Below are 22971 nucleotides of genomic sequence, written 5' to 3'. Positions count from 1 at the left end.
CGATTTCAGGACGCTACTGCTGGGCTGTGGCCCATCGGCGACTGCCATGGAGGAGCATGCCCGTGCCGTGCGGACACCCGGCCCGGCCACGGGGACCTGGCGGGCGGCGGTGATCCGGGCCGGCGTGGTCTTCCCTTCTCTCTCGTGGTCTCTCAACCTGACGCCCCCGGACCACGTCGTCTCGGATGCCTTGCTCTTCGTTCCGCAGGGCGGAAAGACTCCCGCGACCACCCGGAGTGGCCCCATCGTGGTCCCCGTTCGACCGACTTCGACCTAGAAGGAAGACCATGACTGATTTGACGGAACTCACGGCGCTCGAGCTGTTGGACGGCTACCGCCGGGGCAGCTTCTCCCCGGTCGACGCCACGCGGGCCGTGCTGCGGACCATCGATGAGCTGGACGGTGCGGTGAACGCCTTCGTGTCCGTGGACCACGAGCAGGCCCTGCGCTCGGCCGCCGAATCGGAGAAGCGATGGCATGCGGGGGAGCCGCTGGGTCCCGGCGACGGGGTCCCCACGTCCATCAAGGACATCTTCTACACCCGGGGCTGGCCCACGCTGCGCGGCACCCGGCTCATCGACGCGAACCGGTCGTGGGAGGAGGACGCCCCCTGTGTGGCCCGGCTGCGCGAGACCGGTGCCGTGCTCCTCGGCAAGACCACCACCCCGGAGTTCGCGTGGAAAGGGGTCACCGACTCCCTGCGCCACGGCTCGACCGGCAACCCATGGGGCGCTGACCTGACCTCGGGGGGTTCCAGCGGCGGCAGCGCCACGGCCGTGGGTATGGGCATGGGGCCCTGGTCCGTGGGAACGGACGGCGGTGGATCCGTACGGATCCCTGCCGCCTTCACCGGCACGGTGGCGATCAAGCCCACCTACGGCCTCATTCCGATGTTTCCGGCCAGTCCCTTCGGCACGCTCGCCCACGCCGGGCCCATGACCCGCACCGTGGCTGATGCCGCCCTGCTGCTGGACATCATCACGGGCTTCGACTCCCGTGACTGGTCCGCCCTGCCGACGCCCACCTGGTCCTTCCTGGAAGAGCTTGAGGGCGGGGTCGGCGGCCTGCGCATCGCTTTTTCGCCCACACTGGGGTTCGGGCAGAACGATCCCGAGATCGAGCGGCTCGTCCGCCGCGCCGCCGAAAGGTTTGTGGAGCTCGGGGCCGTGGTCGAGGAGGTGGATCCGGGCATCCAGGACCCGGTCGAGGCCTTCCACACCCTGTGGTTCGCCGGTGCCGCAAAGGTCCTGGAGGGCTACGGTCCCGGCGCGATGGAGGAGGTGGATCCGGGGCTGCGCCGCAGCATCGAGGAGCAGGGCGAGATCAGCGCCTCCGACTTCCTGGACGCCACGGCTGTGCGGATGGACCTGGGCGTGACCATGGGGCGCTTCCACGAAACCTATGACTTGTTGCTGACCCCCACCCTGCCGATCCCCGCTTTCCCCCGGGGCCAGGACGCGCCGGAGGGCTGGCACTCCCCGAACTGGACCAGCTGGACGCCGTACACCTACCCGTTCAACATGACCCAGCAACCGGCGGTGAGCGTGCCCTGCGGCCTCACCGGGGCGGGCCTGCCCGCGGGACTGCAGATCATCGGGCCCCGGCACGCGGACCGGATGGTGCTCCGCGCCGCCCAGGCATACGAGCAGGCGACCGCCTGGGGCACCCAGCCGCCCGCGCGGGCGGTGGTCAGCGGTGGCTGAGGGCCGCCTTGGTCCCGGAGCACCACTGCGTCGGATACCACGCGGCATCCGACCACGGCCGCGCACGAGGGGAGGGGGCAAGCACCCCTGACCCCGGTGCACCAAAAGCACCACGACACCTGACGAATTGTTGACCATCATTCACGCGGGCTGTTCCGTTCAAGGCAAGCCCAACACAACCGGGGCGCCAGCCGGTGCACCATCCGCACTCTTGGAGGATTCCATGAATTCACACCACGATCCTGGCCATTCCGGCGCCCGGCAGGACGGCCTGCCCCGCAACCCGGCAACAGGACGGCCCGAACCGGACGCCAAGACGGTCAACCGCGCCGTCGCAGCCTCCGCCATCGGCAACGCCACCGAGTGGTTCGACTACGGCGTGTACGCCGTGTCGGTCGTCTACATCACCCAGAACTTCTTCCCGGGCGAGTACGGCACCATCCTGGCGCTGAGCACCTTCGCATTCTCGTTCCTGGTCCGCCCTCTGGGCGGCCTGTTCTGGGGACCGCTCGGCGACCGCCTCGGCCGCAAGCGCATCCTCGCGCTCACAATCATCCTCATGGCCGGGGCCACCTTCTGCATCGGTCTGATCCCCTCGGTGGAGACCATCGGGATCGCGGCCCCGATCCTGTTGATCCTGCTGCGCGCCGTGCAGGGCTTCTCCACCGGTGGCGAGTACGGCGGCGCCGCGACCTTCATGGCCGAATACGCCCCGGACAAGAAGCGCGGCTTCCTCGGCAGCTTCCTGGAGTTCGGCACGCTGGGCGGCTTCGCCCTCGGCTCGCTCATCGTCCTGTCGGGTGAGGTGGTGCTGGGCAACGAGGCCATGAGCGAGTGGGGCTGGCGCATCCCGTTCCTGCTCGCCGGACCCATGGGCCTGGTCGGTCTCTACCTCCGGTCTCGGCTGGCGGACTCGCCCATCTTCCTGGAGCTGGAGGAGGCCGGCCACGCCGAGTCCTCCGCCGGGACGGCGCTCAAGGACCTGATCACCCAGTACTGGCGTCCCATGCTCACGATGACGGGTCTGGTGATCGCGCTCAACGTGGTGAACTACACCCTGCTGAGCTACATGCCGACCTACCTGGAGGGCCAGACCGGCATGGACTCCCGGACCGTGCTGACCATCATGTTCGTCGCACAGTTCGCGATGATGCTCGTCATCCCCTTCGCCGGGGCCCTGTCCGATCGGGTGGGGCGCAAGCCCATGTGGTACGTCTCGCTGATCGGGCTGTTCGTGCTGGCCATCCCCATGTACATGCTCATGGCCAACGGGTTCTGGTGGGCCCTTCTCGGGTTCGCGGTGCTCGGTCTGCTCTACATCCCGCAGCTGGCCACCATCTCCGCGACCTTCCCGGCCATGTTCCCCACCCACGTGCGCTACGCCGGCTTCGCGATCACCTACAACCTCGCCACGGCCGTCTTCGGCGGCACCGCCCCGCTCGCCAACGAAGCGCTCATCGAGGCCACCGGCACCCCGCTGGTCCCGGCGTTCTACATGATGGCAGCCTGCGTCGTCGGGCTCATCGCGGTCCGCACCATGAAGGAGACCGTCGGCGCGTCCCTGCGCGGCACTGAGATCCCGGAGACGAAGCCGCAGGACATCATTCGCGCCCGGGCCCGGGCCTGACCTTCCACCTGGAGACCCCCGCACCTCGATCCGAGGTGCGGGGGTCTCTGCCATCTCCACCCACGGGCCGTGACTGCCACCGGCGCAGCGCAGGGCCGTGACTGCCACCGGCGCAGCGCAGGGCCGTGACTGCCACCGGCGCAGCGCAGGGCCCCAGGCGCATCATCGACACGGGATGAGAGCTCGGGAGCACGGGAACGACCTGTGCTGGACTTTGAGACGTGGTGCGGCGGGGGACGTGGGTGTCCCGGTGACGCCGGAAGTCCCCCGCAAGCCGGGAACTTCAGTCAGGCGCCGAGGAGCCGCAGCGCGGTGAGGGCGTAGGCGCGCGCGGCGAGGACCAGTTCGTCCACGCCCACGGACTCGTCGACCTGGTGGGCCTGGTCATTGAGGCCGCCGGGGCCCATCACCACCGTGGGGACGCCGTGGTCCCGGGCGATGAAGCCGCCGTCGCAGGCCGCGCTCCACCCGCCCACCGACGCGGGGCCGCCGAGGTCGGCGACGGCACCGTGCACGGCGGTGACCAGGGGGTGGTCGAGGTCCGTGCGGAACCCCGGCATGGCCATGGTGACCTCGATGTTCACGGAGATGCCGTCCCCCGTGATGCCGGCCGCGTCCACGGCCGCCACCAGGTCCGCGGCGAGCCGGTGCGGGTCCTCGTCGGGCATCAACCGGCGGTCAAGCCACACCCGGCAGGACGGGGCGACCATCGAGGTGGTGCGCCCGCCCTCGATCCGCCCGACGTTCCAGGTGCCCGCGCCCAGCAGCGGATCGAGGTCCTGCTGCCGGCGGTCGTGGTCGGCGCGGACGAGCTCGAGCACCCGGGCCGCGGCGTCGATGGCATTGCGTCCGTCCGCGGGCCGCCCGGAGTGCGCCGGCACCCCGGTGACCTCGAGCTCCAGGTAGGCGTCGCCACGGCAGCCCACCACCGTCTGGAGGTCGGTGGGCTCGGCGACCACGCACCCGCAGAAACCCCGGCCGAGGCCTCGCCGTGTCAGGTGCCGGATCCCCAGGCCCAGGTCCTCCTCGTCCACGGTGCAGGCCAGCCGCACGGGCCCGCGCAGTTCCGCACCGGAGCGGCGTAGGGCGTCCATGGCCACCAGCACGGCCGCGAGCCCACCCTTCATGTCGGTGGCCCCCCGCCCGTAGACCCGGCCGTCCGCCACGACGGAGCGGAACGGCTCCCGGGTCCAGCCGGGCCCGGCGGGCACCACATCGGAGTGCCCGAGGAAGAGCAGACCGGGCCCGTCCCCGACCGGTCCGCCGGGGGCCAGCTCGACGTCCACGTTCGGCCGGCCCGGGGCGGCCGGGTCGATGCGGACCTCGAGCCCGCGGATCCGGCCAGCCTGTTCCAGGATCTGTACGGTGCGTTCCTCGGTGCCGCCGGGGTTCTCCCCGCCGGCGTCGACGAGGGCTCGGGTCAGCGCCACGACCTCGTCCGGGTCGATGAGGTCGAGGACGGCGTGCTCGAACTCGTGGGCAGTCTGCATGGTTCCTCCCGGACCGGGCTGCGCCCGCGTCGTCGTTCAGCGGTCGAGCTCCGCGCGGGCGATGTCCAGGGCGCGGGCCAGGCGCTGCAGCCCGACCTCCGTGCGCTCCGGGGTGGTCGAGGCGAAGCAGAGGCGGAAGGCGTCCTCGAACCGGCCCGAGGGGGACAGCGCCGGGCCGGGGATGAAGGCGACGCCCTCGGCGAGGGCGATCTCGAACAGCCGCGAGGTGGAGACCCGGGCGTCCTCGCCCTGAAGGGTCACCCAGAGGAAGAACCCGCCCTCGGGATCCGTGGTGGTCACCCGGGAGCCCAGGTGCCGGGCGATCGAGGCGTCCATGGCCTCCTTGCGGCGGCGGTACTCCGTGCGCAGACCGGCCAGGTGGTCGTCGTAGCCGCCCTGGCGCACGAAGCGCTCCACGATGTGCTGGGCGGGCACGTTCGTGCAGGTGTCCATGGCCTGCTTGCCGGCGATCAGCAGCTTGCGCAGCTTCGGGTCCGCGTCCACCCACCCCACCCGCAGGCCGGGGGCGAGGACCTTGGAGAAGGTCCGCACCGAGAACACCAGAGGGTCGTCCGGGCTGATCTCCCGGAAGCCCGGGACATCCTGGCCGGCGAAGCGCAGGCCCCCGTACGGGTCGTCGTCGAGGATCATCGATCCCCACCGATGGGCCAGCTCCAGGATGCGGACCCTACGGGCCTCGCTGAGAGTGGTGCCGGAGGGGTTCTGGAAATTCGGGATGGTGTAGATGACCCGCGGGGTCCGGCCGGATTCGGCCACCAGGGTCTCCAGGGCGTCCACGTCCATGCCGTTTCGGTCCATCGGGACCTCGAGGATGTCCGCGCCGTAGCTCAGGGCCGTGCCGGAGCCGTTCGTGTAGGTGGGGCTCTCGACCACCACGAGATCCCCGGGGTCCACGAACAGCTTGAACGCCAGGTCGAGACCCTGCATGCCCCCGGAGGTGATCACGAGGCGCTCGGGGCGGGTCGGCTCCGGGGTGGTCGAGTGGTGCTCTACCACCGTCTCGATCAGCCCTGGCTCTCCCTCGGTGGCCCCGTAGGTGAAGGAACTGTCGTCGAGCACCTCCGCGGCGATGCGGCGGAACTCGGCCGTGGGGATGACCTCGGCGGCGGGGGCGCCCATCGCGAAGCGGACGATGTCGTGGGACTGGGCGGCCAGCAAAGAGGTGGAGGAGTCGATGACAGAGCCGACAAGCCCGTCGGCCCGCCGGGCCAAGGGCAGCAACCCCTGGCCCGGGTCCCCACTGATCCCGTGAGTGGGCTTGACGGCGAGGTTCTCGACCGTGGTGAGGTGTGTGGTGGTGGTCGTCATGGGTTTCTCACTTCCTGATGAGTGCTCGGGGGAACGAGGTGAAAGTCTCCACCCCGGTGCGCGTGACGCGCACGGACTCGGAGACCTCGTACCCGTACCCGGTCATCCACATGCCGCAGATGACGTGGAAGGTCATGTTCTCGGCCAGCACGGACTCGTCCTCCGTGCGGATACTGATGGTGCGCTCACCCCAATCGGGTGGATAACCGATGCCGATGGAGTACCCGAGCCGGCTGTGCTTCTCCAATCCGCGCTCGGCCAGCGACCAGTTCCAGGCCCTGGCCAGCTCCCGGACCGGCACCCCTTCGGCCACGGTGTCGAGGACGGCCTGCAGGCCCTCGCCCACGGCCGCCTCCAGGCGCAGCAGCTCGTCCGTGGGCGGACCCAGCATCACCGTGCGGGCCAAAGGGACGTGGTAGCGCCGGTGCGCGCCGGCCAGCTCCACGACCACGGCGTCGCCCTCCCGCAGGACACGGTCGGACCATGTCAGGTGCGGGGTGTCGGCGGAGGCACCCGTCGGCAGCATGGGCACGATCGCGGGGAAGTCGCCCCACGCGTCGTCGACGCCCTCGGCCTGGGCCCGGGCGATCTGGGCGGCCACCCGATTCTGCGGGACACCGGGCTCGATCGCGTCGATCGCGGCCTGCATCGCTGCCGTGGTGACCCGGGCCGCGGTACGCATGTACTGGATCTCGGCCTCCGACTTCACGGCCCGCACCCAATTCACGAGCTCGAAACAGTCAACGAGTGTCCACTCCGGCAGCGCGTTGACCAGGGACCGGTATCCCTTGGGGGAGAAGAAGTGGGAGTCCATCTCGAGACCGACGCACCCGCGGGCGGCCGGGGCGATCTGGCCGCGCCGGCGCAGGTCGAAGGACACCCAGTCGAAGGGATGCAGATGGGGACGGTGGACGTAGCGCTCGGGATAGCCGACGATCTGATCCGGGGGCAGCCACGAGGTGCGGAAGGCCCCGTTAGCGTCCATCTCCCGCAAATAGAGGAGCATCTCGCCCTGTGCCGGCACGAACAGCATCTGCGGGGTGTAGAACGACCAGGCATCGTAACCGGTGAGGTAGAAGATGTTCGCGGGATCCGTCACGATCAGGGCGCCGAGGCCCTGATAGTCCATGCGCCCGCGCACCATCACCAGACGCTGTGCGTACTCCTCAGCGGAAAAGAGAGACGCACGGACATCGGCGTTGCCCTGTCGATCCGGGACACCGAGGCCCAAGTCTGTGATGTTGCCGGGGCCAAGCTTCGAGGTGGTCATAGCTCATCATCAAATCTGTCGTTCTTATTGTCAACAATAGACGGCTGGTTATGCCTTGGGCGACCGGTGCGGAAGTCATGGTCGTAAAGCTCTGCTGAGTCCTTGCTCAGCCGACCCCATCAAAGTCCCGCACCCTTACTGGTGCTGCCAAGCACGAGAAGCCTGGCCGATGGGGTTCACTTCAGTTCTATCCCGTCAGGCCGCGACCAGATCCTGCCGGTCGGTGTAGTCCAGGCCGTGGGCCTCGCTCACGGAGCGGTGGGTGACCCGCCCGGCGTGGACGTTGAGCCCGGCGGCCAGAGCCGGGTCGGCGGCCAGGGCAGCCTCGGCGCCCTTGTCGGCCAGGGCCACGGCGTAGGGGAGGGTGACATTGGTCAGCGCGTAGGTGGAGGTGTTCGGCACGGCCCCGGGCATGTTGGCCACGCAGTAGAAGACCGTGTCGTGGACGCGGAAGGTGGGGTCCTCGTGGGTGGTGGGCCGGGAGCCGGCGAAGCACCCGCCCTGGTCCACGGCGATGTCCACCAGCACGCTGCCGGGCTTCATGGCCGCGACCATTGCGCTGGTCACCAGCTTGGGGGCCCTCGCCCCGGGGATCAGCACGGAACCGATAACCAGGTCCGCCTCGGTCACGGCGCGCTCGACCTCGTAGGCATTGGAGGCGATGGTCGTGAGGCGCCCAGCGTACCGGTCGTCGAGCTGGCGCAGGCGATCGACGTTGATGTCAAGGATGCTCACGTCCGCGCCCAGGCCCACGGCCATGGCGGCGGCGTTGGTGCCGGCCACCCCCGCGCCCAGGACGGTGACCTTCGCCGGGCGCACCCCGGGCACCCCGCCCAGCAGCACGCCCTTGCCGCCGGCCGGTGCGGTCAGGGCCGCGGCCCCGGCCTGAACGGCCAGCCGCCCGGCGACCTCGCTCATCGGGGCCAGCAGGGGCAGGCGCCGATCCGCGGTCTGGACCGTCTCGTAGGCGATCGCGGTGACCCCGGCCTTCAGCAGTGCGGCCGTCAGCTCGGGTTCGGCGGCCAGGTGCAGGTAGGTGAACAGCACCAGACCCTCGCGGAAGCGGTGGTACTCGGAGGCCACCGGCTCCTTGACCTTCAGGACCATGTCGGCGCGGGCCCACAGCTCCTCCGCGTCGGCGAGGATCTGCGCGCCGGCAGCGGTGTAGGCGTCGTCGTCGATCCCCGAGCCGATCCCGGCCCCGGCCTCGACGAGGACCTCGTGGCCGTGGGCGACCAGCTCGTGCACGCCCGAAGCGGTGATGGCCACCCGGTACTCGTTGTTCTTCACTTCGCGGGGAACGGAGACAATCATGACGGACCTTCCAAAGAAACATGGACTAGACGAAGAAATTCTGTCGTATTCATGCCATCACTGGAGGTAGGATTGCAGATCCTTCGAGAGTTTGCGCCAAATCTACAGAATGGTAGAAAAGGTGACCCGCATCACACAACCCTCGCCGCAGGATCGACGCCCGCCCTACGAGCTCGACGACCTCGACCGTCGCCTGCTGGAACTGCTGCGAGCCAACGCGCGGATGACCAACCAAGCCCTGAGCGAGAACCTCGGGGTGGCCCCCTCCACGTGCCTGACGAGGATGAAGACCCTGCAGCGGGCCGGAGTAATCCGTCGCTTCACCATCGAGGTGGACCCCAAAGCATCGGGGCAGACCATCGAGGCGCTGATCAGCGTGCGCCTGCGCCCCGGAGCTCGCCAGCAAATGGCCGCCTTCGGCGAGAACTTGAAGAAGGTGCCGGAAGTTACCCAGTTCTTCTTCGTCGGCGGAGTGGACGACTTCCTGATTCACGTCGTCACGCGGGACACCGACCACATCCGCCAATTCGTGCTCGAACACCTGTCCTCGAACCCAATCGTGGCTGCCACCCAGACCAGTCTGATTTTCGAGCATGTGACAGGCCTCGATGCTCTCTGAATAACGCGCCACGACGACGGCAGGGCACGCCGCGCCTGCGCACAGGCAAGACAAAGTAGGTGTATCCGCGAGCTTGGAAGCGGGTCAGCCACTATCACCGTGTCTTGCTATTTATGGCACAGCTATTGCGAGGCCGCCTGGTCCATGCGGACGTGCAATCAAGAATTCTCTGAGTGTCGCGTCAGCACTTCAGGGGCTCGACTCTACATATGACCTGTATTAGTCGCGGATTCGATTGAGGAATTGATCAGTCGACACTGATGCTGGTGTTTTGGTCGGTCAGGATGAGGTCCCATCCGGTGCTTCCGCGCACGACGGTGGCGTGCTTGATTGTGTCGTCACCATCCATCCAGTGCAGCGCGTGGCCGCTGACAGCGGCTTGGTAGCCGCACTGCCGGGCCACCCAGGCGCCTTCTGCCAATGCCTTGACGTGGCTTTCGGGCCAGGTCAAGTGAGCCACTGCTGCCCAGGCGGCCACGACGAGACTGCTCAGCATGGCCACCACACCCAGAATTGGGGGAAGCCAGGGGAGCCAGGTGAGGCCCACGGACAGGGGCATGCCGATCAGCGCGATCGCGGCCGGGTTGTTCCACCATGTCGGCTCCGGCGATCGGGGGGTTGGCGCGATGTTGGGAAAGACCCGCACCGTCGTGTCGGTGGTGGGACGGTGCGGGTCGTCGAAGGACTGCTGCAGGCTCACAGGGGGCTCCAGAGGGCAAACGGGAACAAATGCAGATGGCGATGGGTCAAGGAAGCACGAGGATGATGGCGGCCAGCGGCACGGTGGCTGGCACGGACCCTCCCTTTCGGTTTATCACCGACTGCGGCCAAACTCCTCAGCGGGAGACCGTTGGTTTGCTCACACGCACCGGCCGGTCTGACCGACCCCTAGTCTCAGCACCGGTACTTGAACAAACCGGCGTCGAGGCCGGGAAGGTGGGACGGGACCAGAGCGACCATGCCATCCCGGACCGGGCACCGAATTCCCGCTTGCGGCTCAGCCCACCGCTTTACATATGGCCCGGCTACCGGCCAACGCCCATACGGACTGTGCTGTAGGGGCTCCTGGTAGTCATCTGGATCCGGTGGGGATGCCACCGTTGCTGTGCTCTTCTCGTGATGGACGTGGTCGTTCCGGAGCCACGGGTCAGGAACGCGTCGGGCGCTTGCCGTGGTGGGGACCCTCGTGCGGGGTTGCTGTGGCCGCGCTCGAGGCAGGCTGGACGAGCCTTCTATGACCCGGCGCCCACAGGCGGATGTCTAAGATCCTTGACTTTCAGTGTCAATGATCCTTAACATCACTTTATGGTGTTCCGAGCGGCTGAAACGGCGAATCCGGTGCGGGAGCTCCGGAAGGAGCGGCGCATGACGCAGGCCGAGCTCGCTGCGTCAGTAAGCGTCAGCCGGCAGACGATCATCGCTGTCGAGCAGGGCGACTACGCCCCCTCGGTCTATCTCGCCCTGCGGATCGCCCGCGCCTTGGGCGGGACTGTCGAGGAACTGTTCACCGACGAGACGGGAGAAAACCCATGACGCGCAGACCGAGCATGCTGGATCGGGTCGCGGGACGCATGATGGACCTCGACAGCCCGGCCTACGGTGATGAGCGAGAACGAGCTGTCTTCCTGGAGGCCAGTTCCTTCGGATTGACGACCGGGCTCTACGCGGGGCTGTTGAGCGCTCTCGTGGCCTCCGTCTTCGGATTCGTGTTGCTGCCGGTGGTGCTTCTGGTGGTGACGATCCTGCCGGCGGCGGCAGCTGTCTGGTATGCGAGGCGGCGCCACGTCAATGTGCAGAAGCTTGGGGAGAACGCCGGTGCGAGGTCGACGATGGTGAGCATCGTGGTTTTCGGCGCCATGATGGTGCTGACCTTCGCGGCCATGACGTACACCGTTTTCACTGGTCATCCGTTGCTGTCCGCTCCTCGACTCGAGGTGACTCCGGGGGAGGGTTTCTTCGGTGGGATGGCCCAGGGCGCTGTCATCGGTGGCATGATCGGTGGTTTTGCGGCGATCGTCGGAGGAATTTTCAGCTTCCGGCGCGCACACCGTCACCCAGACGAGTCCGACCGGTGACACCCGTGGTCGGTCCGCGGCCCGGGAATTCCGCCGCAGGCAGGTAGTTCCAAGCCGTCTGGCGGAAAACCCCGCCGATTCGATGAGAGCCGATCCTGATCGTTGGCCGGGTCTGCGGTGAAGGCTGGTCGGCGGCCTGATGGCGTTGCAATAGGGGTTCCTGCGCGAACATCCCGGCCATGTGCTGGACAGCTGTCCGCTGCCGGCCGATAGATTTCGTACTAGAGCGACAGCTGAAGGCACGCTAGTTCGGCGGCCAACCCCAGCAGAGGAGGGCCCCGTGGGCACGGTGGTCATGTACGGTTCGGTGTCGGTGGACGGCTTCATCGCGGACGAGAACGACCAGCCCGGAGTGCTGTTCGACTGGTTGCTCAGCGGTGACGTGCCGTTGGACGAGAGCGGGGCGTTGAACGTGTAGCAAGAGTCCTACGACTACACCAGGCCGTACTGGAACCAGATCGGGGCAACCGTCGTCGGCCGCCACGTCTTCGACATGACGGACGGCTGGGACGGGACGCCTCCGGCCGGGGTCGAGCACGTGGTGGTCGTAATTCACCGGCCGGCGCCGGCGGGGTGGGACCCCGAGGCGCCGTTCCACTTCGTCGATGGCGTCGAGGCCGCCGTGGCCAAGGCGCAGGAGCTGGCCGGTGAGCGCATCGTCGAGGTCGCCGCCGGTGACGTCGGTGGGCAGGTGCTTGCCGCGGGCCTGGTCGAGGTGGTGCGCATGGACGTCGTGCCCGTCGTGTTCGGGTCCGGCAGGCGCTACTTCGGGTCGGTCCACGCGCAGCACCTGTTGGAGGATCCCGACGTGGTGATTCAGGGCAACCGGGTGCTTCACCTGCGCTATCGGGTGCGCCGTGGATCGATCTGAGCGGGGACGCGCAGGAGTCCATCACGAACGGTGATACAAGATCGGGCCTCGGGACTGATTCGCAGACAAATGGCGTCTGACCGTGCCTCCGCCCCGCTATACATATGGCCAGCTACCGGCCACGCCTTAAGAGGCGGCGTTGCAGTGGGGGTTGGCGATCTGCGCCAATGGCACACCGTCCTGGCGGTTGCGGGTCTGACGCATGACGTCGTCACGGAACTCTCAGGGACGGGGGAGCAGGCACAGTGACATCCTCCCCGGCCGCTTTGGAGCTCTGATCAGTCGACTTGGGCCACGCCCAGGGTGTCACCGGCTCGACACGCGGCCAGCGCTTCTCGCCGGTTCGGTCGCTCGCGGGTAGGGACTCTGCATCTTGACGCTGGTGGAACGCTCCTTGACGCTGGTAGAACGGAGTATGGCCATCGACGCGTTCGAGCCCCACCCGATTGTTCGCCTGCTCGGCAAGCCCTCGGCCGACTTCACCGGCGGGGACCTCGTGCGGGCGGTCGAACAGCTGGGGCTGCGGCAGGTGAACCTGCGTTACGTCGGCGGCGACGGGCGTCTGAAGATCCTGGCTTTTCCCATCAATTCGCGCGATCACCTCGTCGAGGTGCTGACCCGGGGCGAGCGGGTGGACGGCTCGAGTGTCTTTGCCGGCACCAATGCCGACAACAGCGACGTCTACATTGTTCCGCGTCACCGCACCGCCTTCCTCAACCCCTTCGGCCAGCGGTGCTCGCTCGACGTGCTGTGCTCGTTCTACGACGAGGTGGGCAAGCCGCTGTCCTACGCGCGGGAGCAGGTGGTGCGCCGAGCTGCCGAGGTGCTGACGCAGGAGACCGGGATGACGCTGGAGGCTTTCGGCGAGCTGGAGTACTACCTCGTGGGCGAGCCCGAGCAGATCTACCCTGTCGAGGAGGAGCGCGGCTATCAGGAGTCGGGGCCCTTCTCGAAGGGCCAGCGGGTTCGGGAGCAGGTGCTGGGTCACCTCTGCGCCATGGGGGTGCCGTTGAAGTATGCCCATGGTGAGGTCGGCAACATCCTCGAGGACGACCGGCAGCTGGTGCAGCACGAGATCGAGCTCCAACCCGTGCCCTTGGAGCAGGCGGCCGACCACCTCGTCCTGGCGAAGTGGGTGGTGCGCGAGGTCGCCCACGCCCACGGTCTCGAGGCGACTTTCGCCCCCTTGGTGAGCGGCAAGGGCGCAGGAAACGGCCTGCACATCCACAGCCGGCTGGTGCGCAACGGTGTGAGCACCATCGTCGGCAAGGAGGGGCTCAACGACACCGGGCGTCGGCTGATCGCGGGCTACCTCTCGGCGGCCAGGGCGCTGACCGCGTTCGGCAACACGGTCCCCACGTCCTACCTGCGCTTCACCGACGGTGAGGAGTCACCCGAGGACATCTGCTGGGGTGAGAAGAACCGCACCGGTCTGGTCAGGGTCCCACTGGCCTGGGGCGGGGACGTGCTGGCCGGAATGGTCGCCCACGCCAATCCTGGCAGCGCAGAGCCCATCCCCGAACCCGCCGCGCATCCGCAGACCGTCGAGCTCCGGCTCGGCGACGGCTCGGCCGACGTGCACCTGCTGCTGGCCGGCATGGCCGTCGCGGCCAAGCGTGGGCTGAGTGATCCCGGGAGCTTGGAGCTGGCCGAGCGGCTCAGCACCGCCCACCACGACGACTTCGAGCGGCTGCCCACCTCGTGCGTGGAGTCGGCCGACGCGCTCGAGGCCGAGCGCGAGATCTTCGAGGCCGAGGGCGTCTTCCCCGGCGCGCTCATCGACGCCGTGCTCGCGGGCTTACGCGACACCGACGACGCCACCCCGGTCGGGGAGCCTGCGCAAGATGACGCTACTCGTGAGGAACTCATACGCCGCCACTGGCACGTCGGCTGAACGCGGTTAGCTCTCGGAAGTCGGGGCAGTCCCGTGGCGACCATGGCCAGCATGTGGGTCAGAGAGGCAGCGGAGACTTCTCAGGCTGCCTTCCGGTTGCGGCGGAGGCGTTTGAGCACCCACCAGCCCACGATCACCACGATGGCGCCCAGGACGACGCGGGAGAGGATCCCGGCGAACTGCTGGGCCACCTGCCAGTTCTGACCGAGGAAGTACCCGGCGAGCACGAAAAGACTGTTCCAGATCAGTGAGCCGGCCGCGGTGAGCAGCACGAACAGCCACAACGACATCCGTTCCACCCCGGCCGGGATCGAGATGAGAGAGCGGAAGACCGGCACCATGCGCCCGAAGAACACCGTGGACTTGCCGTGACGATTGAACCAGTTCTCGGTGCGGTCCAGATCGTGCAGGTCCACCAGCGGCAGTTTGTCCACGATGACCCGCAACCGGTCCCGCCCCAGGGCGGCGCCGAGCCAGTACAGGGCGATCGCCCCGACCACGGACCCCACGGTGGTCCACAGGATCGCCCCGACCAAGGAGATGTTGCCCTGGCTGGCGGTGAACCCGGCCAAGGGCAGGATCACCTCGGAGGGGATCGGCGGAAAGAGGTTCTCCAACGCCACCAGCAACCCCGCACCCGGGGCCCCGATGGCCTCCATGACGCTGACCGCCCACCCGGCGATCCCACCCAGTTCCTGGGAGCTGCCGCCCTGCTGAGCGGTGATCTGCCCCCCGCCCATGGCATAGGAAATGATTACCGCCCCGGGCACAAGGCCGGCGAGGGTGGTCATGCCGGTCCTGTGCTCCGGTGTCGGCGATGGGTCATGGCTGCTGGTCGTCGTCCGTGTCAGTGGGAGGTGCTGCCCCCAATTGCTGGTCGAGGGTTTCCGGGGTGGTCTCGGGGTGCGGGAGATCCGGGGCCCCGGAGACCTCCGGAGCGATCGGTGCCGGTGGGATTTCGTCGAGTTCCGGCAGCTCCGTGGCCTCACGGTCTTCACCGGAGTGGGTGGCATCCATGGTGGATCTCCTTCCGGGGCGTCACTGACAAATGCGGGACCATGAGGAAAGCGGCGCCGGAACTCTCCCACCCCGCAGGGTGGGAGCGTTCCGGCGCTCTGTGGGCAGGCACCCGTTGAGGTGTCAGCCGCCCTGGTTCTGCAGCCGCTGGGCGAGCATCTGCTTGCCCTGCTCGCCGGCCTTGCGGTTGTTCGCCTGGATCTTGCGGAACCATTCGGCCAGCTCGCTGTCGTTGGCGGCTTCCGCGTCGGCGATGAAGGTCTCCATCTTCCACACATTGTGCAGCGACGCTTCCAACGCCCACACGAGATCGTAGTGGGGGTCCTTCACCGGGCTCTGGGGCTCATCGGCCATGGGATCTTGCCTCCTCGATACCTACTGATGGATGTGCAGCCTTACCTGACATGCCGGGATCTTGTGGCACTCACCACGCTAGGGGCCCGCGCCAGCAGAAAGCAAGGGAGCTGAGGAATCAGGTGCGTGGATCCCGGCCGTGGTCGTGGGCGTAGGCGGTGAACACCTCGGCGGGGGTGTGGCCGGTGGGTGGAAAGTCGTCCTGGAGGTTCACGGCCAGTTGCTCCAGAGCCCCGGCCGGCGCTGCGCTCAGCCGCACCTCCGCAGCGGGGCAGCCCTGAGCGGCTTCCTGCAAGGCCAGGCGGAGGACAACTGGCGGGCCAGTGAGAGGTCGGGGCCTTCTTCCCGGACGTAGTAGGTCTCGGTGTGCTGGCTGAAATCGATGCGTGCTTTGGCGATCTCAGCGGCCAGGGTGTCCAGGACCCGGGAGACCACCACAGGATCCAGCTCGGGCAGCCGGACGGCGTGGTCCGGGTCGGCCAGGGACTTCAGCTCCAGGGCCAGGGACCGGCGCCGCGACAACGGCGGGTAGATCTGGGTGAACCAGTTCAGGGCAGCGGTCGGCAACGCGAACCCGGTGAGGGCCTCCAGTGGGGCGGCCGCCCGGGTCCACGGGCCGGTGGCCACGACATCGCCGAAGCCCAGCGTGGCCGGGCCCACCCCGGAGACATAGAGCGCCTCCACGAAGTCGTGGTACCGGGCCGGGTCGATGCCGGCGGAGTAGACGAAGCCGCCGGGGATGTGCGGGTAGCAGGTCAATGCCCAGCCCGCCCCCTGCAGGGCCACCCACACGACCACGACCGCGATCACCGCCGCCGGACCGACCGCCGAGCCGAAACGGTGCCCCGTCCATTTCGAGACCCGCCACACCCCGGCCAGCACCCACCGGCTGAGGTTGTCCCTTGCCGGTGGGGTGCATCAGTGAGTGGTACATATCGTGCAGCCCCACCACGATCAGCACCACCCCAGCACCGTCAGCAGCACGCCCGTGTCACTGCTCCTCGGTCTCGCGCAGGTCTTCCAGGGCGGAGCCGTTGCCGTACTTGCTGGAGGTGATGACGCTGAGCTTGCCGTTGGTCTCCAGCACCACCGCCGCCACCTGGGAGAGGTCTCCGGTGCCCTGCATCCGCACGGCCTGGCGCAGCTCGGCCTCGGTAAGCCGGTTGCGCCGCAAGGCGTCCAGGCGGATGCGGCCGTCGGCCAGGAGCACAACCGGCTGCGTGGTGATCACCCCGCGGGCCTGGGGCCATCGGGTGGAGATCCATGCGACGAGGTACTGCAGCCCGGCCAGCAGCCCGAGAGCGACCACGCCCTCGGACCAGGACACGTCGGAGCTGAGCAGGATGGTGGCCACCGTGGAGCCCAGGGCGACCGTGACGACGAAGTCGAAGGCATTGAGCTGCCCGAGGGTGCGCTTGCCCGTGATCCGCAGCACGACCACGAGGGTGACGTAGGCGGCGGCACCCACCAGCAGGATCCGGGCGATGTCAGCCCAGGAATCGAACCACATGCGTCTCCCCTTCCAGGGTGGTGCTCAGGTCACCGTCACCCACGTGCCACGGCATCTGCCGGAGCCGTGGCACGGTGAGGAGAAGTCACCTCAGCCGGTGGCGAGGACGGTCTTGAGCCAGCCTCTCTCGCGCCGATCAGGCTCGAGGTGGACCTCGACCACACCAGTGGCGGGTTCGTATCGGGTGAGGAGCACTGCGGGGTCGAACTGGCCGGCGACCAGCAGGTCCAGCGGCGGCAGGGCGCTGAGTTCAGCGGCCGGGTTGCTAGGCCCGGTCTGTGATCCCTTCGGCCCCGGCGTGCTGCGCACAGTGGGCGCAGCAGTAGATCGTGTCCCCGGCTTCCACGCCGTGGCCGAGGATGCGGCAACCGCAGTGGGCGCAGGTCGGGGCCATGGCGTGGGCGGCGCATTCAAAGCTGTCGAAGGTGCCGGTCCGTTCGCCCTGGGTGAGCGTGAAGGCTTTGTCGTAGTCGTTGCCGCAGGTGTCGCAGGTGGCCATGATGTCGTCTCCTGACATTGAGGTTCGGAGTCAGCTGGAGCGTGCTGGTGTCCCGGCGGGGGAGGTCAATCGAAGGAGATGAGTTCCACCAGCTCCCCGACCCGGTTCTCGGGCATGGATCGGGCGATGTCGGCCTGACTGACCATGCCCACGAGGTCGTGGCCGTCGATCACCGGCAGCCGGCGGACCTGGTGGTCGGTCATGGTCCGGATGGCCTCCTCCACGCTGTCGTCGGCGCCGATGGTCACGGGCTCGCCCTGGGCCAGTTGCCCGGCCTTGACCTGGCGGGGATCGGTGCCGATCGCCAGGCACTTGATGACGATGTCGCGATCGGTCACCATGCCCTGGAGCCGGTTGTTCTCCCCGCAGATGGGCAGCGCGCCGACGTCGAGGTCCTTCATCTTCCGGGCTGCTTCCTCCAGGGTCTGGTTCTCCCCGATGCACTCGGTGCCCGGTGTCATGATCTCGCGTGCCATGGTCATGGCTGCTCCTTCTCGGTGTTTGCTGATGTCATCGACTCGGCCGTTGCAAAGAGGTGCGGGGGCCGGTGCACCTCAGTCGTCGCGGGCCTGGCGGGTCCTGGCGTCATTGGCCTTCTGCAGGGCCTGGACGAGCTCGTCCTTGTCCATCGTGGAACGGCCCTCGATGTCGAGCTCCTGCGCCTGCTCGTAGAGGTGTTCCTTGGAGGCGTTGGCGTCCACCCCACCGGCGGTGTCCTTCGTCGAGTCCCGCCCTTCTGCGGCGTGGTCGTCCGAGGGTCCGGCCTCGTCCTTGGGTTCCCAGTGATCCCCGACCTTCTCGTGGGTGTGCTTGAGCGAGCTGTAGGCGGTGCGCGCGGCACGGCCCTTGTCGTCGTACTCCTCGGCGGCGGAGTCGTAGGTTTTGGCGAAGGTGTCCTGGGCCTTCTGGTCGGAGCGCTGCAGGGTCGAGGGCAGCTCGTTCTCCTTGGCGTGGTCGTTCTTTCCGGTCTTCGGCATGGTGTCCACCACCCTTTCATCAGCGAACTGAGTATCTCGTGGTCAGCCTAGGGGGCGCAGGGTGTGATTGTCTGCCCTGCCCTGCACCGGCGCCGGGACGGATGCCTCGATGTCGCCGGGTGCCGTGCAGGAACTACTGGCGCTGGTCCTCCTCGTGCGTGCGTTGAGCCCGTAGCTGCTCGGCGGCGTGGTCGTTGCCTTCCTGGGCGAGGCCGGTGAGCATCTGCTCCACCTGGGCGTCAGAGGCCCGCGGGGGCAGCAGGGGTGTGGCGGGGTCGACCACCGCTTCGATCACGGTCGGCCGGTCGGCGCTCAGGGCGGTGGCCCAGGCGTCGTCGATGTCCTCGGGGCGGTCAATCCGGATGCCGCCCAGGCCCAGGAGGCGGGCGTAGTCGGCGAAGGGGAAGGCCGGGACGTCCTGGGAGGCGGGGAAGCGGGGGTCACCCTCCATCTCGCGCTGCTCCCAGGAGACCTCGGCGAGGTCGCCGTTGTGCAGGACGAGCACCACGAAACGTGGGTCGGCCCAGTCCCGCCAGCGGGAGGCGAGCGTGATGAGTTCGGCGTTGCCGCTCATCTGCATGGCCCCGTCCCCGGCCATCGCCACCACCGGCCGGTCGGGGTGGGCGAGCTTGGCGGCCAGCCCGTAGGGCAGGCCTGCGCCCATGCAGGCCAGGGTGGAGGACAGGTGCGCGGGCACCCCGGGTGGTAGGCGCAGGAAGCGGGCGTACCAGTAGACGATCGAGCCGACGTCAACGGCGACCTGGGCGTCGGCGGGCAGATGGGTGGACAGGGCAGCGACGACGGCTTGGGGGTTGAGGGGCTGTCCCGGTTCGGCGCACCGGGCTTGGGCTACCTGTCGCCAGGTGGTGACCATGTCTTCCACCTCTTCGCGCCAGGGTCGCTCGGAGCCCGTCAGTCGGGGCAGCAGGGCTCGCAGGGTCTCGGTGGTGTCCCCGGCCAGGGCTACCTCGACGGGGTACTTCGCCCCGAGGTTGCGGGGGCTGATGTCGATCTGCACGGCCCGGGCCTGTCCGGGGGCGGGGTAGAACTCGGTCCAGGGGTCGTTGCTGCCCACGATCAGCAGCGTGTCGCACCCGGCCATCAGGTCGGCCGCCGCGGTCGTGCCCAGGTGACCCATCACCCCGCACGCATACGGAAGGGACTCGTCCACCACCGGTTTGCCGAGCAACGAGGTCGCCACCCCGGCGCCCAGCCGCTCGGCCACCTTCGCCACCTCCGTACCGGCGCCGGCGGCGCCCTGGCCCACCAGCAGTGCCACCCGTTCACCGCTGTTGAGCAACCGTGCCGCGCGGTCCAGGTCCTCCTCGCCCGGCATGACCCGAGGGGCGGCGCTGACCGGTGCGCTGGGCACGATGCCGTGGGCGTGCTCCTTGTCCGGGATCTCGGCCTGCTGGATGTCGTGGGCCACGATCACGCAGGTGGGGCTGGAGGTGGCGATCGCGGTGCGGAAGGCGTTGTCGAGCACCGCCTCGATCTGTTCCGGAGTGGAAATGGTGTGGACGTACTGGGCGCAGACGTCCTTGAACAGGGTGGGCAGCTCCACTTCCTGCTGGTAGCCGCTGCCCTGGGCGGTGGTGACGACCTGGCCCACGATCGCCACGACCGGTTTGCTGTCGAGTTTCGCGTCGTAGAGCCCGGCGAGCAGGTGCACGGCGCCGGGGCCTTGGGTGGCCAGGCACACCCCGACCTGGCCGGTGTACTTGGCGTGGCCGGTGGCCATGAACGCGGCCATCTCCTCGTGCCGGGCGGAGACGAACTCGATGTCCTCCCGGGTCCGGGCCAGGGCGGCCAGCAGGGGGTCCACCCCGTCCCCGGCGTAGCCGAACACCCGGTGCGTTCCCCAGGCGCGCAGCCGGTCCACGATCCCGTCGGCGACATTGCCCATCTGCGTCCTCCTCATCGTGCGCTTCTGGTCGGTGGTGCGGCTCCCCGCGCAGCTGTCGTTCGACTCATGGGTGTCTTTGACGATCGGTGGGCCCGAGAAGTGATGAGTCCGTGTCCTATCGTCATCCTCGCTTCTCCGCCCCGTAGAGAGGTCCCCGTTGTAGACCGGAGACCGTGCTCGGGGAAGGAGCCTCTTGTCCTCCCGGACGGATCCGACCCGCCCGGGGGCGCTACTGCTGGGTGTCCGGGCGGGGAGCGCGTTCGCGCTCCTCCACCGCGGAGCGCACCTCCGGGTCGTCGGTGTCGTCGACCCAGGGCTCGGTCTGGCGGTGCTCCTCCACGTGGTCGGGTTGGATGCCGGCCACCTCGCCGGCGACCTCGTGCTTCATCTGGTCGTCCAGTTCCGCGCTGTGCTTGGTGTTGCCTCGCTCGGCCATGTCGATCTCCTTGCAGGGATGGGACGGCGTACTTCGGTGGGACGACCCGTCAGGCGTTCCCGTCCTCCTCGAGCAGACCCCGCTGGGCGCGGTCGGCTGCTTCGGAGGCGTCTTCCGGCAGCGGGTCGGTGGCCGGTGGGACCTGCCCGGGCGCGTAGTCGGTCAGCCCGGCGGCCACCCGCTCCTGTTCGGTGGCTGCGGCCAGTGCCTCGTCGTCGAGATGCTCGGGCATCCCGGCGTGGCCCTGGTAGATGGGGTCGGGCAGGGCGTCGCCCTCGGGCTCGATGACGTCGTCGAGGTCCGGGGCGTCGTCGTTGTTCGGGGTGGTCATGGAGAACCTCCTGTGCTGAGCCGTGCCTCCCACCTTAGTGACCTGACTCACGGAGCGGAACGGCCCCAGGGCCAGGGCAAACAGATCAGGAGAAGGCCCCAGGCCTGAAACATCCCTATGAGCACGGCCTCGGAGGGGTGGCCGGTGAAGGGCAGGGTGCCCCGTGCCGGCCCCAATGAAAAGTGTGGCAGGTTGCCGCTGACGATCCCGGTCGGGATTCGCTGACCATTGCTGCGAAAGGGGTCGTCTGCGGCCCGCATCCGGCCCTGTTGCTGCTACGCCGTACCGGAGAGTTGAACTGCGACTTTCTATCGGGGCGCCGTGAGGGGGTGGCGCACTCCCCGGGTCGCTCTTCCTCGAACCCGTTCCACCGGAATGTGACCGCTCATGGCCCCAGGACGTGCTCATCGTCCCGGCGGTGTCATGGTGCTGCGTCTCGGGTGCGGGGGACTGTGAGCTTGGGCGGTAGGAACGGTTTCCCCATGTTGAGGACTTCGGCGGCGATCTCGACCGGTTCGCGGTGGCGGTGCTGGCCGGCCTTGGCCAGCCAATCAAAGGCCTGCTGTCGGGTGGTCCCGTGCCCGGACCATCACCACCTCGATGCAGGTACCCCAGGGGCACCGGAGGGAGTCCGGGTCGTCCCCGTACTCGGGCGAGTATTTCTGGTGCCTCGAGGTGGGATGAGATCAAGGGATCATGGTCGAGCGCGTCGACTACTTCGTGTCGTCGGTGATTTCCCGGGCGGTTTCCTCGGGGCTCTGGCCGGTTTTCTTGGCATGACCGACGGCGCTCTGCGCCTGACCCTCGGCCTGCAACTCGGGGTGGTCGATCACCGCACCGATCTTCTCCTTGGCGGCACCGGTGACTTTGTCGGCGGCGGCGCTGGTCGTGTCCTTGAGTCCCATCGGGTTCTCCCTGCGGTGGCGAACGGTTCCCGCCAGCCTATCGTCCGGCCAGCAGAGCCAGTGCGCCGCCCCTCCCTGCACGGGACACCTCCACGGTGTTCATGGGTGCTACCGGGACCGCCAATGCTCTGATCGACTGTCAGATGTGCCGCGTCGCTCAGGGCGTGGAATGACCAGTCAGCTCAGACCATCCCTTCACTGACCCCAACGGCTGTCTCCCTATGCTTCGGACGGGTAGGGGTTCTGGCGCAACAGGCGGGCGAGGTGGGCGGCGTTGCGGGCAGCCCCGGCCGTGGTGGCCGCGACCTTCTCCGGGACTTCGTCGAGGTCCTGGTAGTCCACGGTGTGCATGGCCTCGCCCACCCAGTAGGTCCCGGCTTGGGCCGGGACGGTGAAGCCGACGTCGCTGAGGGCTTGGGTCATGTCGGCGATCGTCTTGTGCGCGCCGTCCTCGTTGCCGACCACGGCCACGATCGCGGTCTTGTCGTACATGATCGGCCGACCCTGCTCGTCCGTTTCGGCGAGGTCGGCGTCGAGGCGCTCGATCACCCGCTGGGCGATGCTGCAGGGATGACCCATCCAGATCGGGGTCGCCAGCACCAGGATGTCCGCGTCCAGGACCTGCCGGCGCAGGGCCGGCCAGGCGTCTCCGGCGCCCATGTCCACCTGCACGCCGGGTTTCACGTCATGATCGACCACCCGCACGGAAGAGGTCGCCACCCCGTGCTGGGTCAGCTCCTCCAGCACGTGCCGGGCCATCAGCTCGCTGCTCGAGGGTGCAGGTGACGGGGTCAGGGTGCAGACCAGCGCGAGGGCTGAAAGTTCTGTCATGGCGTTTTTCTCC

Annotated in this window: 24 protein-coding genes and 1 pseudogene; 7 read left to right on the top strand and 18 right to left on the bottom strand. The window is 68.3% G+C overall.

Going from position 1 to position 22971, the window contains the following annotated elements; all coding sequences use genetic code 11:
- The first annotated feature begins 287 nt into the window (after positions 1–287).
- The gene (locus tag ACZ2G1_RS18910) at positions 288–1703 is read left to right on the top strand and encodes an amidase (RefSeq protein WP_470377797.1); all 1416 of its coding nucleotides are present in this window, start codon (positions 288–290) and stop codon (positions 1701–1703) included.
- A gap of 223 nt (positions 1704–1926) precedes the next feature.
- Positions 1927–3330 (top strand): MFS transporter, encoded by a 1404-nt coding sequence (locus tag ACZ2G1_RS18905; protein WP_298590888.1) that lies wholly within the window; start codon positions 1927–1929, stop codon positions 3328–3330.
- Positions 3331–3617: 287 nt separating this feature from the next.
- Here ACZ2G1_RS18905 and ACZ2G1_RS18900 read toward each other — a convergent pair whose 3' ends face one another.
- From ACZ2G1_RS18900 to ald, 4 genes are all read right to left on the bottom strand, one after another.
- Entirely contained in the window at positions 3618–4820 is a 1203-nt protein-coding gene (locus ACZ2G1_RS18900) for a M20 family metallopeptidase (protein ID WP_470377796.1), read from the bottom strand.
- Positions 4821–4856: 36 nt separating this feature from the next.
- Positions 4857–6149 carry an aminotransferase-like domain-containing protein gene (locus ACZ2G1_RS18895; protein ID WP_229587013.1) on the bottom strand — a complete coding sequence of 431 codons (1293 nt, stop codon included), beginning with the start codon at positions 6147–6149 and terminating at the stop codon, positions 4857–4859.
- Positions 6150–6156: 7 nt separating this feature from the next.
- Positions 6157–7293, bottom strand: a complete 1137-nt coding sequence (locus ACZ2G1_RS18890) for a M24 family metallopeptidase (RefSeq protein WP_470377795.1) — start codon at positions 7291–7293, stop codon at positions 6157–6159.
- 321 nt (positions 7294–7614) lie between these two features.
- The gene (gene ald, locus ACZ2G1_RS18885; protein ID WP_470377794.1) at positions 7615–8733 is read right to left on the bottom strand and encodes an alanine dehydrogenase; all 1119 of its coding nucleotides are present in this window, start codon (positions 8731–8733) and stop codon (positions 7615–7617) included.
- Positions 8734–8854: 121 nt separating this feature from the next.
- Between ald and ACZ2G1_RS18880 the strand changes: the two genes are divergently transcribed.
- A complete protein-coding gene (locus ACZ2G1_RS18880; protein WP_470377793.1) occupies positions 8855–9352 on the top strand; it encodes an Lrp/AsnC family transcriptional regulator in 498 nt (165 codons plus the stop codon).
- 247 nt (positions 9353–9599) lie between these two features.
- Here the strand turns inward: ACZ2G1_RS18880 and ACZ2G1_RS18875 are convergent, their stop codons facing one another.
- A complete protein-coding gene (locus ACZ2G1_RS18875; protein WP_470377792.1) occupies positions 9600–10052 on the bottom strand; it encodes a hypothetical protein in 453 nt (150 codons plus the stop codon).
- 605 nt (positions 10053–10657) lie between these two features.
- On the opposite strand from ACZ2G1_RS18875, the gene ACZ2G1_RS18870 reads away from it, so the two are divergent.
- The 4 genes and pseudogenes from ACZ2G1_RS18870 (at position 10658) to ACZ2G1_RS18855 (ending at position 14192) form a co-directional block, all read left to right on the top strand.
- Positions 10658–10885, top strand: a complete 228-nt coding sequence (locus tag ACZ2G1_RS18870) for a helix-turn-helix transcriptional regulator (protein ID WP_470377791.1) — start codon at positions 10658–10660, stop codon at positions 10883–10885.
- Entirely contained in the window at positions 10882–11427 is a 546-nt protein-coding gene (locus ACZ2G1_RS18865) for a hypothetical protein (RefSeq protein ID WP_470377790.1), read from the top strand. The genes ACZ2G1_RS18870 and ACZ2G1_RS18865 overlap by 4 nt, the downstream gene beginning before the upstream one ends.
- A 280-nt stretch (positions 11428–11707) precedes the next feature.
- Positions 11708–12298: pseudogene (locus ACZ2G1_RS18860) on the top strand (dihydrofolate reductase family protein).
- A 415-nt stretch (positions 12299–12713) separates the two neighbouring features.
- Complete coding sequence (locus ACZ2G1_RS18855; protein WP_470377789.1) at positions 12714–14192, top strand: glutamine synthetase beta-grasp domain-containing protein; 1479 nt, start codon at positions 12714–12716, stop codon at positions 14190–14192.
- An 80-nt stretch (positions 14193–14272) separates the two neighbouring features.
- Here the strand turns inward: ACZ2G1_RS18855 and ACZ2G1_RS18850 are convergent, their stop codons facing one another.
- The 13 genes from ACZ2G1_RS18850 to ACZ2G1_RS18790 form a co-directional block, all read right to left on the bottom strand.
- Positions 14273–14851, bottom strand: a complete 579-nt coding sequence (locus ACZ2G1_RS18850) for a DedA family protein (protein ID WP_470377892.1) — start codon at positions 14849–14851, stop codon at positions 14273–14275.
- A gap of 163 nt (positions 14852–15014) precedes the next feature.
- Positions 15015–15209 carry a hypothetical protein gene (locus ACZ2G1_RS18845; protein ID WP_470377788.1) on the bottom strand — a complete coding sequence of 65 codons (195 nt, stop codon included), beginning with the start codon at positions 15207–15209 and terminating at the stop codon, positions 15015–15017.
- A gap of 123 nt (positions 15210–15332) precedes the next feature.
- Complete coding sequence (locus tag ACZ2G1_RS18840; protein ID WP_470377787.1) at positions 15333–15563, bottom strand: hypothetical protein; 231 nt, start codon at positions 15561–15563, stop codon at positions 15333–15335.
- Between the two features lie 249 nt (positions 15564–15812).
- Entirely contained in the window at positions 15813–16445 is a 633-nt protein-coding gene (locus ACZ2G1_RS18835) for a potassium channel family protein (protein WP_470377786.1), read from the bottom strand.
- A 109-nt stretch (positions 16446–16554) separates the two neighbouring features.
- Positions 16555–17073 carry a DUF421 domain-containing protein gene (locus ACZ2G1_RS18830; RefSeq protein ID WP_470377785.1) on the bottom strand — a complete coding sequence of 173 codons (519 nt, stop codon included), beginning with the start codon at positions 17071–17073 and terminating at the stop codon, positions 16555–16557.
- 265 nt (positions 17074–17338) lie between these two features.
- Complete coding sequence (locus ACZ2G1_RS18825; protein ID WP_470377784.1) at positions 17339–17572, bottom strand: hypothetical protein; 234 nt, start codon at positions 17570–17572, stop codon at positions 17339–17341.
- 65 nt (positions 17573–17637) lie between these two features.
- Complete coding sequence (locus tag ACZ2G1_RS18820; RefSeq protein ID WP_470377783.1) at positions 17638–18054, bottom strand: CBS domain-containing protein; 417 nt, start codon at positions 18052–18054, stop codon at positions 17638–17640.
- Positions 18055–18126: 72 nt separating this feature from the next.
- Positions 18127–18549, bottom strand: a complete 423-nt coding sequence (locus tag ACZ2G1_RS18815; protein ID WP_470377782.1) for a ChaB family protein — start codon at positions 18547–18549, stop codon at positions 18127–18129.
- Positions 18550–18682: 133 nt separating this feature from the next.
- On the bottom strand, positions 18683–20455 hold the full coding sequence (locus ACZ2G1_RS18810) for a thiamine pyrophosphate-requiring protein (protein ID WP_470377781.1): 1773 nt from the start codon (positions 20453–20455) through the stop codon (positions 18683–18685).
- A 229-nt stretch (positions 20456–20684) separates the two neighbouring features.
- Complete coding sequence (locus ACZ2G1_RS18805; protein WP_035923991.1) at positions 20685–20891, bottom strand: hypothetical protein; 207 nt, start codon at positions 20889–20891, stop codon at positions 20685–20687.
- 49 nt (positions 20892–20940) lie between these two features.
- Positions 20941–21222: a hypothetical protein gene (locus ACZ2G1_RS18800; RefSeq protein ID WP_368796267.1), complete on the bottom strand. Its 282-nt coding sequence runs from the start codon at positions 21220–21222 to the stop codon at positions 20941–20943.
- A 713-nt stretch (positions 21223–21935) separates the two neighbouring features.
- Positions 21936–22127, bottom strand: coding sequence for a CsbD family protein (locus ACZ2G1_RS18795; RefSeq protein WP_470377780.1), 192 nt, complete (start codon positions 22125–22127; stop codon positions 21936–21938).
- 219 nt (positions 22128–22346) lie between these two features.
- On the bottom strand, positions 22347–22958 hold the full coding sequence (locus tag ACZ2G1_RS18790) for a flavodoxin family protein (RefSeq protein ID WP_470377779.1): 612 nt from the start codon (positions 22956–22958) through the stop codon (positions 22347–22349).
- Positions 22959–22971 lie beyond the last annotated feature (13 nt).

The sequence above is a fragment of the Kocuria sp. KKT182 genome (assembly GCF_055635395.1).
The sequence above is the reverse complement of the archived record's forward strand: the minus strand, read 5'-3'. Positions and strand labels throughout refer to the sequence as shown.

Bases quoted from the DNA above. Each gene is read 5' to 3' on its own strand.
- ACZ2G1_RS18910 (WP_470377797.1), top strand. From the start codon at position 288: ATGACTGATTTGACGGAACTCACGGCGCTCGAGCTGTTGGACGGCTAC.
- ACZ2G1_RS18905 (WP_298590888.1), top strand. From the start codon at position 1,927: ATGAATTCACACCACGATCCTGGCCATTCCGGCGCCCGGCAGGACGGC.
- ACZ2G1_RS18900 (WP_470377796.1), bottom strand. From the start codon at position 4,820: ATGCAGACTGCCCACGAGTTCGAGCACGCCGTCCTCGACCTCATCGAC.
- ACZ2G1_RS18895 (WP_229587013.1), bottom strand. From the start codon at position 6,149: ATGACGACCACCACCACACACCTCACCACGGTCGAGAACCTCGCCGTC.
- ACZ2G1_RS18890 (WP_470377795.1), bottom strand. From the start codon at position 7,293: ATGGTGCGCGGGCGCATGGACTATCAGGGCCTCGGCGCCCTGATCGTG.
- ald (WP_470377794.1), bottom strand. From the start codon at position 8,733: ATGATTGTCTCCGTTCCCCGCGAAGTGAAGAACAACGAGTACCGGGTG.
- ACZ2G1_RS18870 (WP_470377791.1), top strand. From the start codon at position 10,658: ATGGTGTTCCGAGCGGCTGAAACGGCGAATCCGGTGCGGGAGCTCCGG.
- ACZ2G1_RS18865 (WP_470377790.1), top strand. From the start codon at position 10,882: ATGACGCGCAGACCGAGCATGCTGGATCGGGTCGCGGGACGCATGATG.
- ACZ2G1_RS18855 (WP_470377789.1), top strand. From the start codon at position 12,714: ATGGCCATCGACGCGTTCGAGCCCCACCCGATTGTTCGCCTGCTCGGC.
- ACZ2G1_RS18850 (WP_470377892.1), bottom strand. From the start codon at position 14,851: ATGGAGGCCATCGGGGCCCCGGGTGCGGGGTTGCTGGTGGCGTTGGAG.
- ACZ2G1_RS18845 (WP_470377788.1), bottom strand. From the start codon at position 15,209: ATGGATGCCACCCACTCCGGTGAAGACCGTGAGGCCACGGAGCTGCCG.
- ACZ2G1_RS18840 (WP_470377787.1), bottom strand. From the start codon at position 15,563: ATGGCCGATGAGCCCCAGAGCCCGGTGAAGGACCCCCACTACGATCTC.
- ACZ2G1_RS18830 (WP_470377785.1), bottom strand. From the start codon at position 17,073: ATGTGGTTCGATTCCTGGGCTGACATCGCCCGGATCCTGCTGGTGGGT.
- ACZ2G1_RS18825 (WP_470377784.1), bottom strand. From the start codon at position 17,572: ATGGCCACCTGCGACACCTGCGGCAACGACTACGACAAAGCCTTCACG.
- ACZ2G1_RS18820 (WP_470377783.1), bottom strand. From the start codon at position 18,054: ATGACCATGGCACGCGAGATCATGACACCGGGCACCGAGTGCATCGGG.
- ACZ2G1_RS18815 (WP_470377782.1), bottom strand. From the start codon at position 18,549: ATGCCGAAGACCGGAAAGAACGACCACGCCAAGGAGAACGAGCTGCCC.
- ACZ2G1_RS18810 (WP_470377781.1), bottom strand. From the start codon at position 20,455: ATGGGCAATGTCGCCGACGGGATCGTGGACCGGCTGCGCGCCTGGGGA.
- ACZ2G1_RS18805 (WP_035923991.1), bottom strand. From the start codon at position 20,891: ATGGCCGAGCGAGGCAACACCAAGCACAGCGCGGAACTGGACGACCAG.
- ACZ2G1_RS18800 (WP_368796267.1), bottom strand. From the start codon at position 21,222: ATGACCACCCCGAACAACGACGACGCCCCGGACCTCGACGACGTCATC.
- ACZ2G1_RS18795 (WP_470377780.1), bottom strand. From the start codon at position 22,127: ATGGGACTCAAGGACACGACCAGCGCCGCCGCCGACAAAGTCACCGGT.
- ACZ2G1_RS18790 (WP_470377779.1), bottom strand. From the start codon at position 22,958: ATGACAGAACTTTCAGCCCTCGCGCTGGTCTGCACCCTGACCCCGTCA.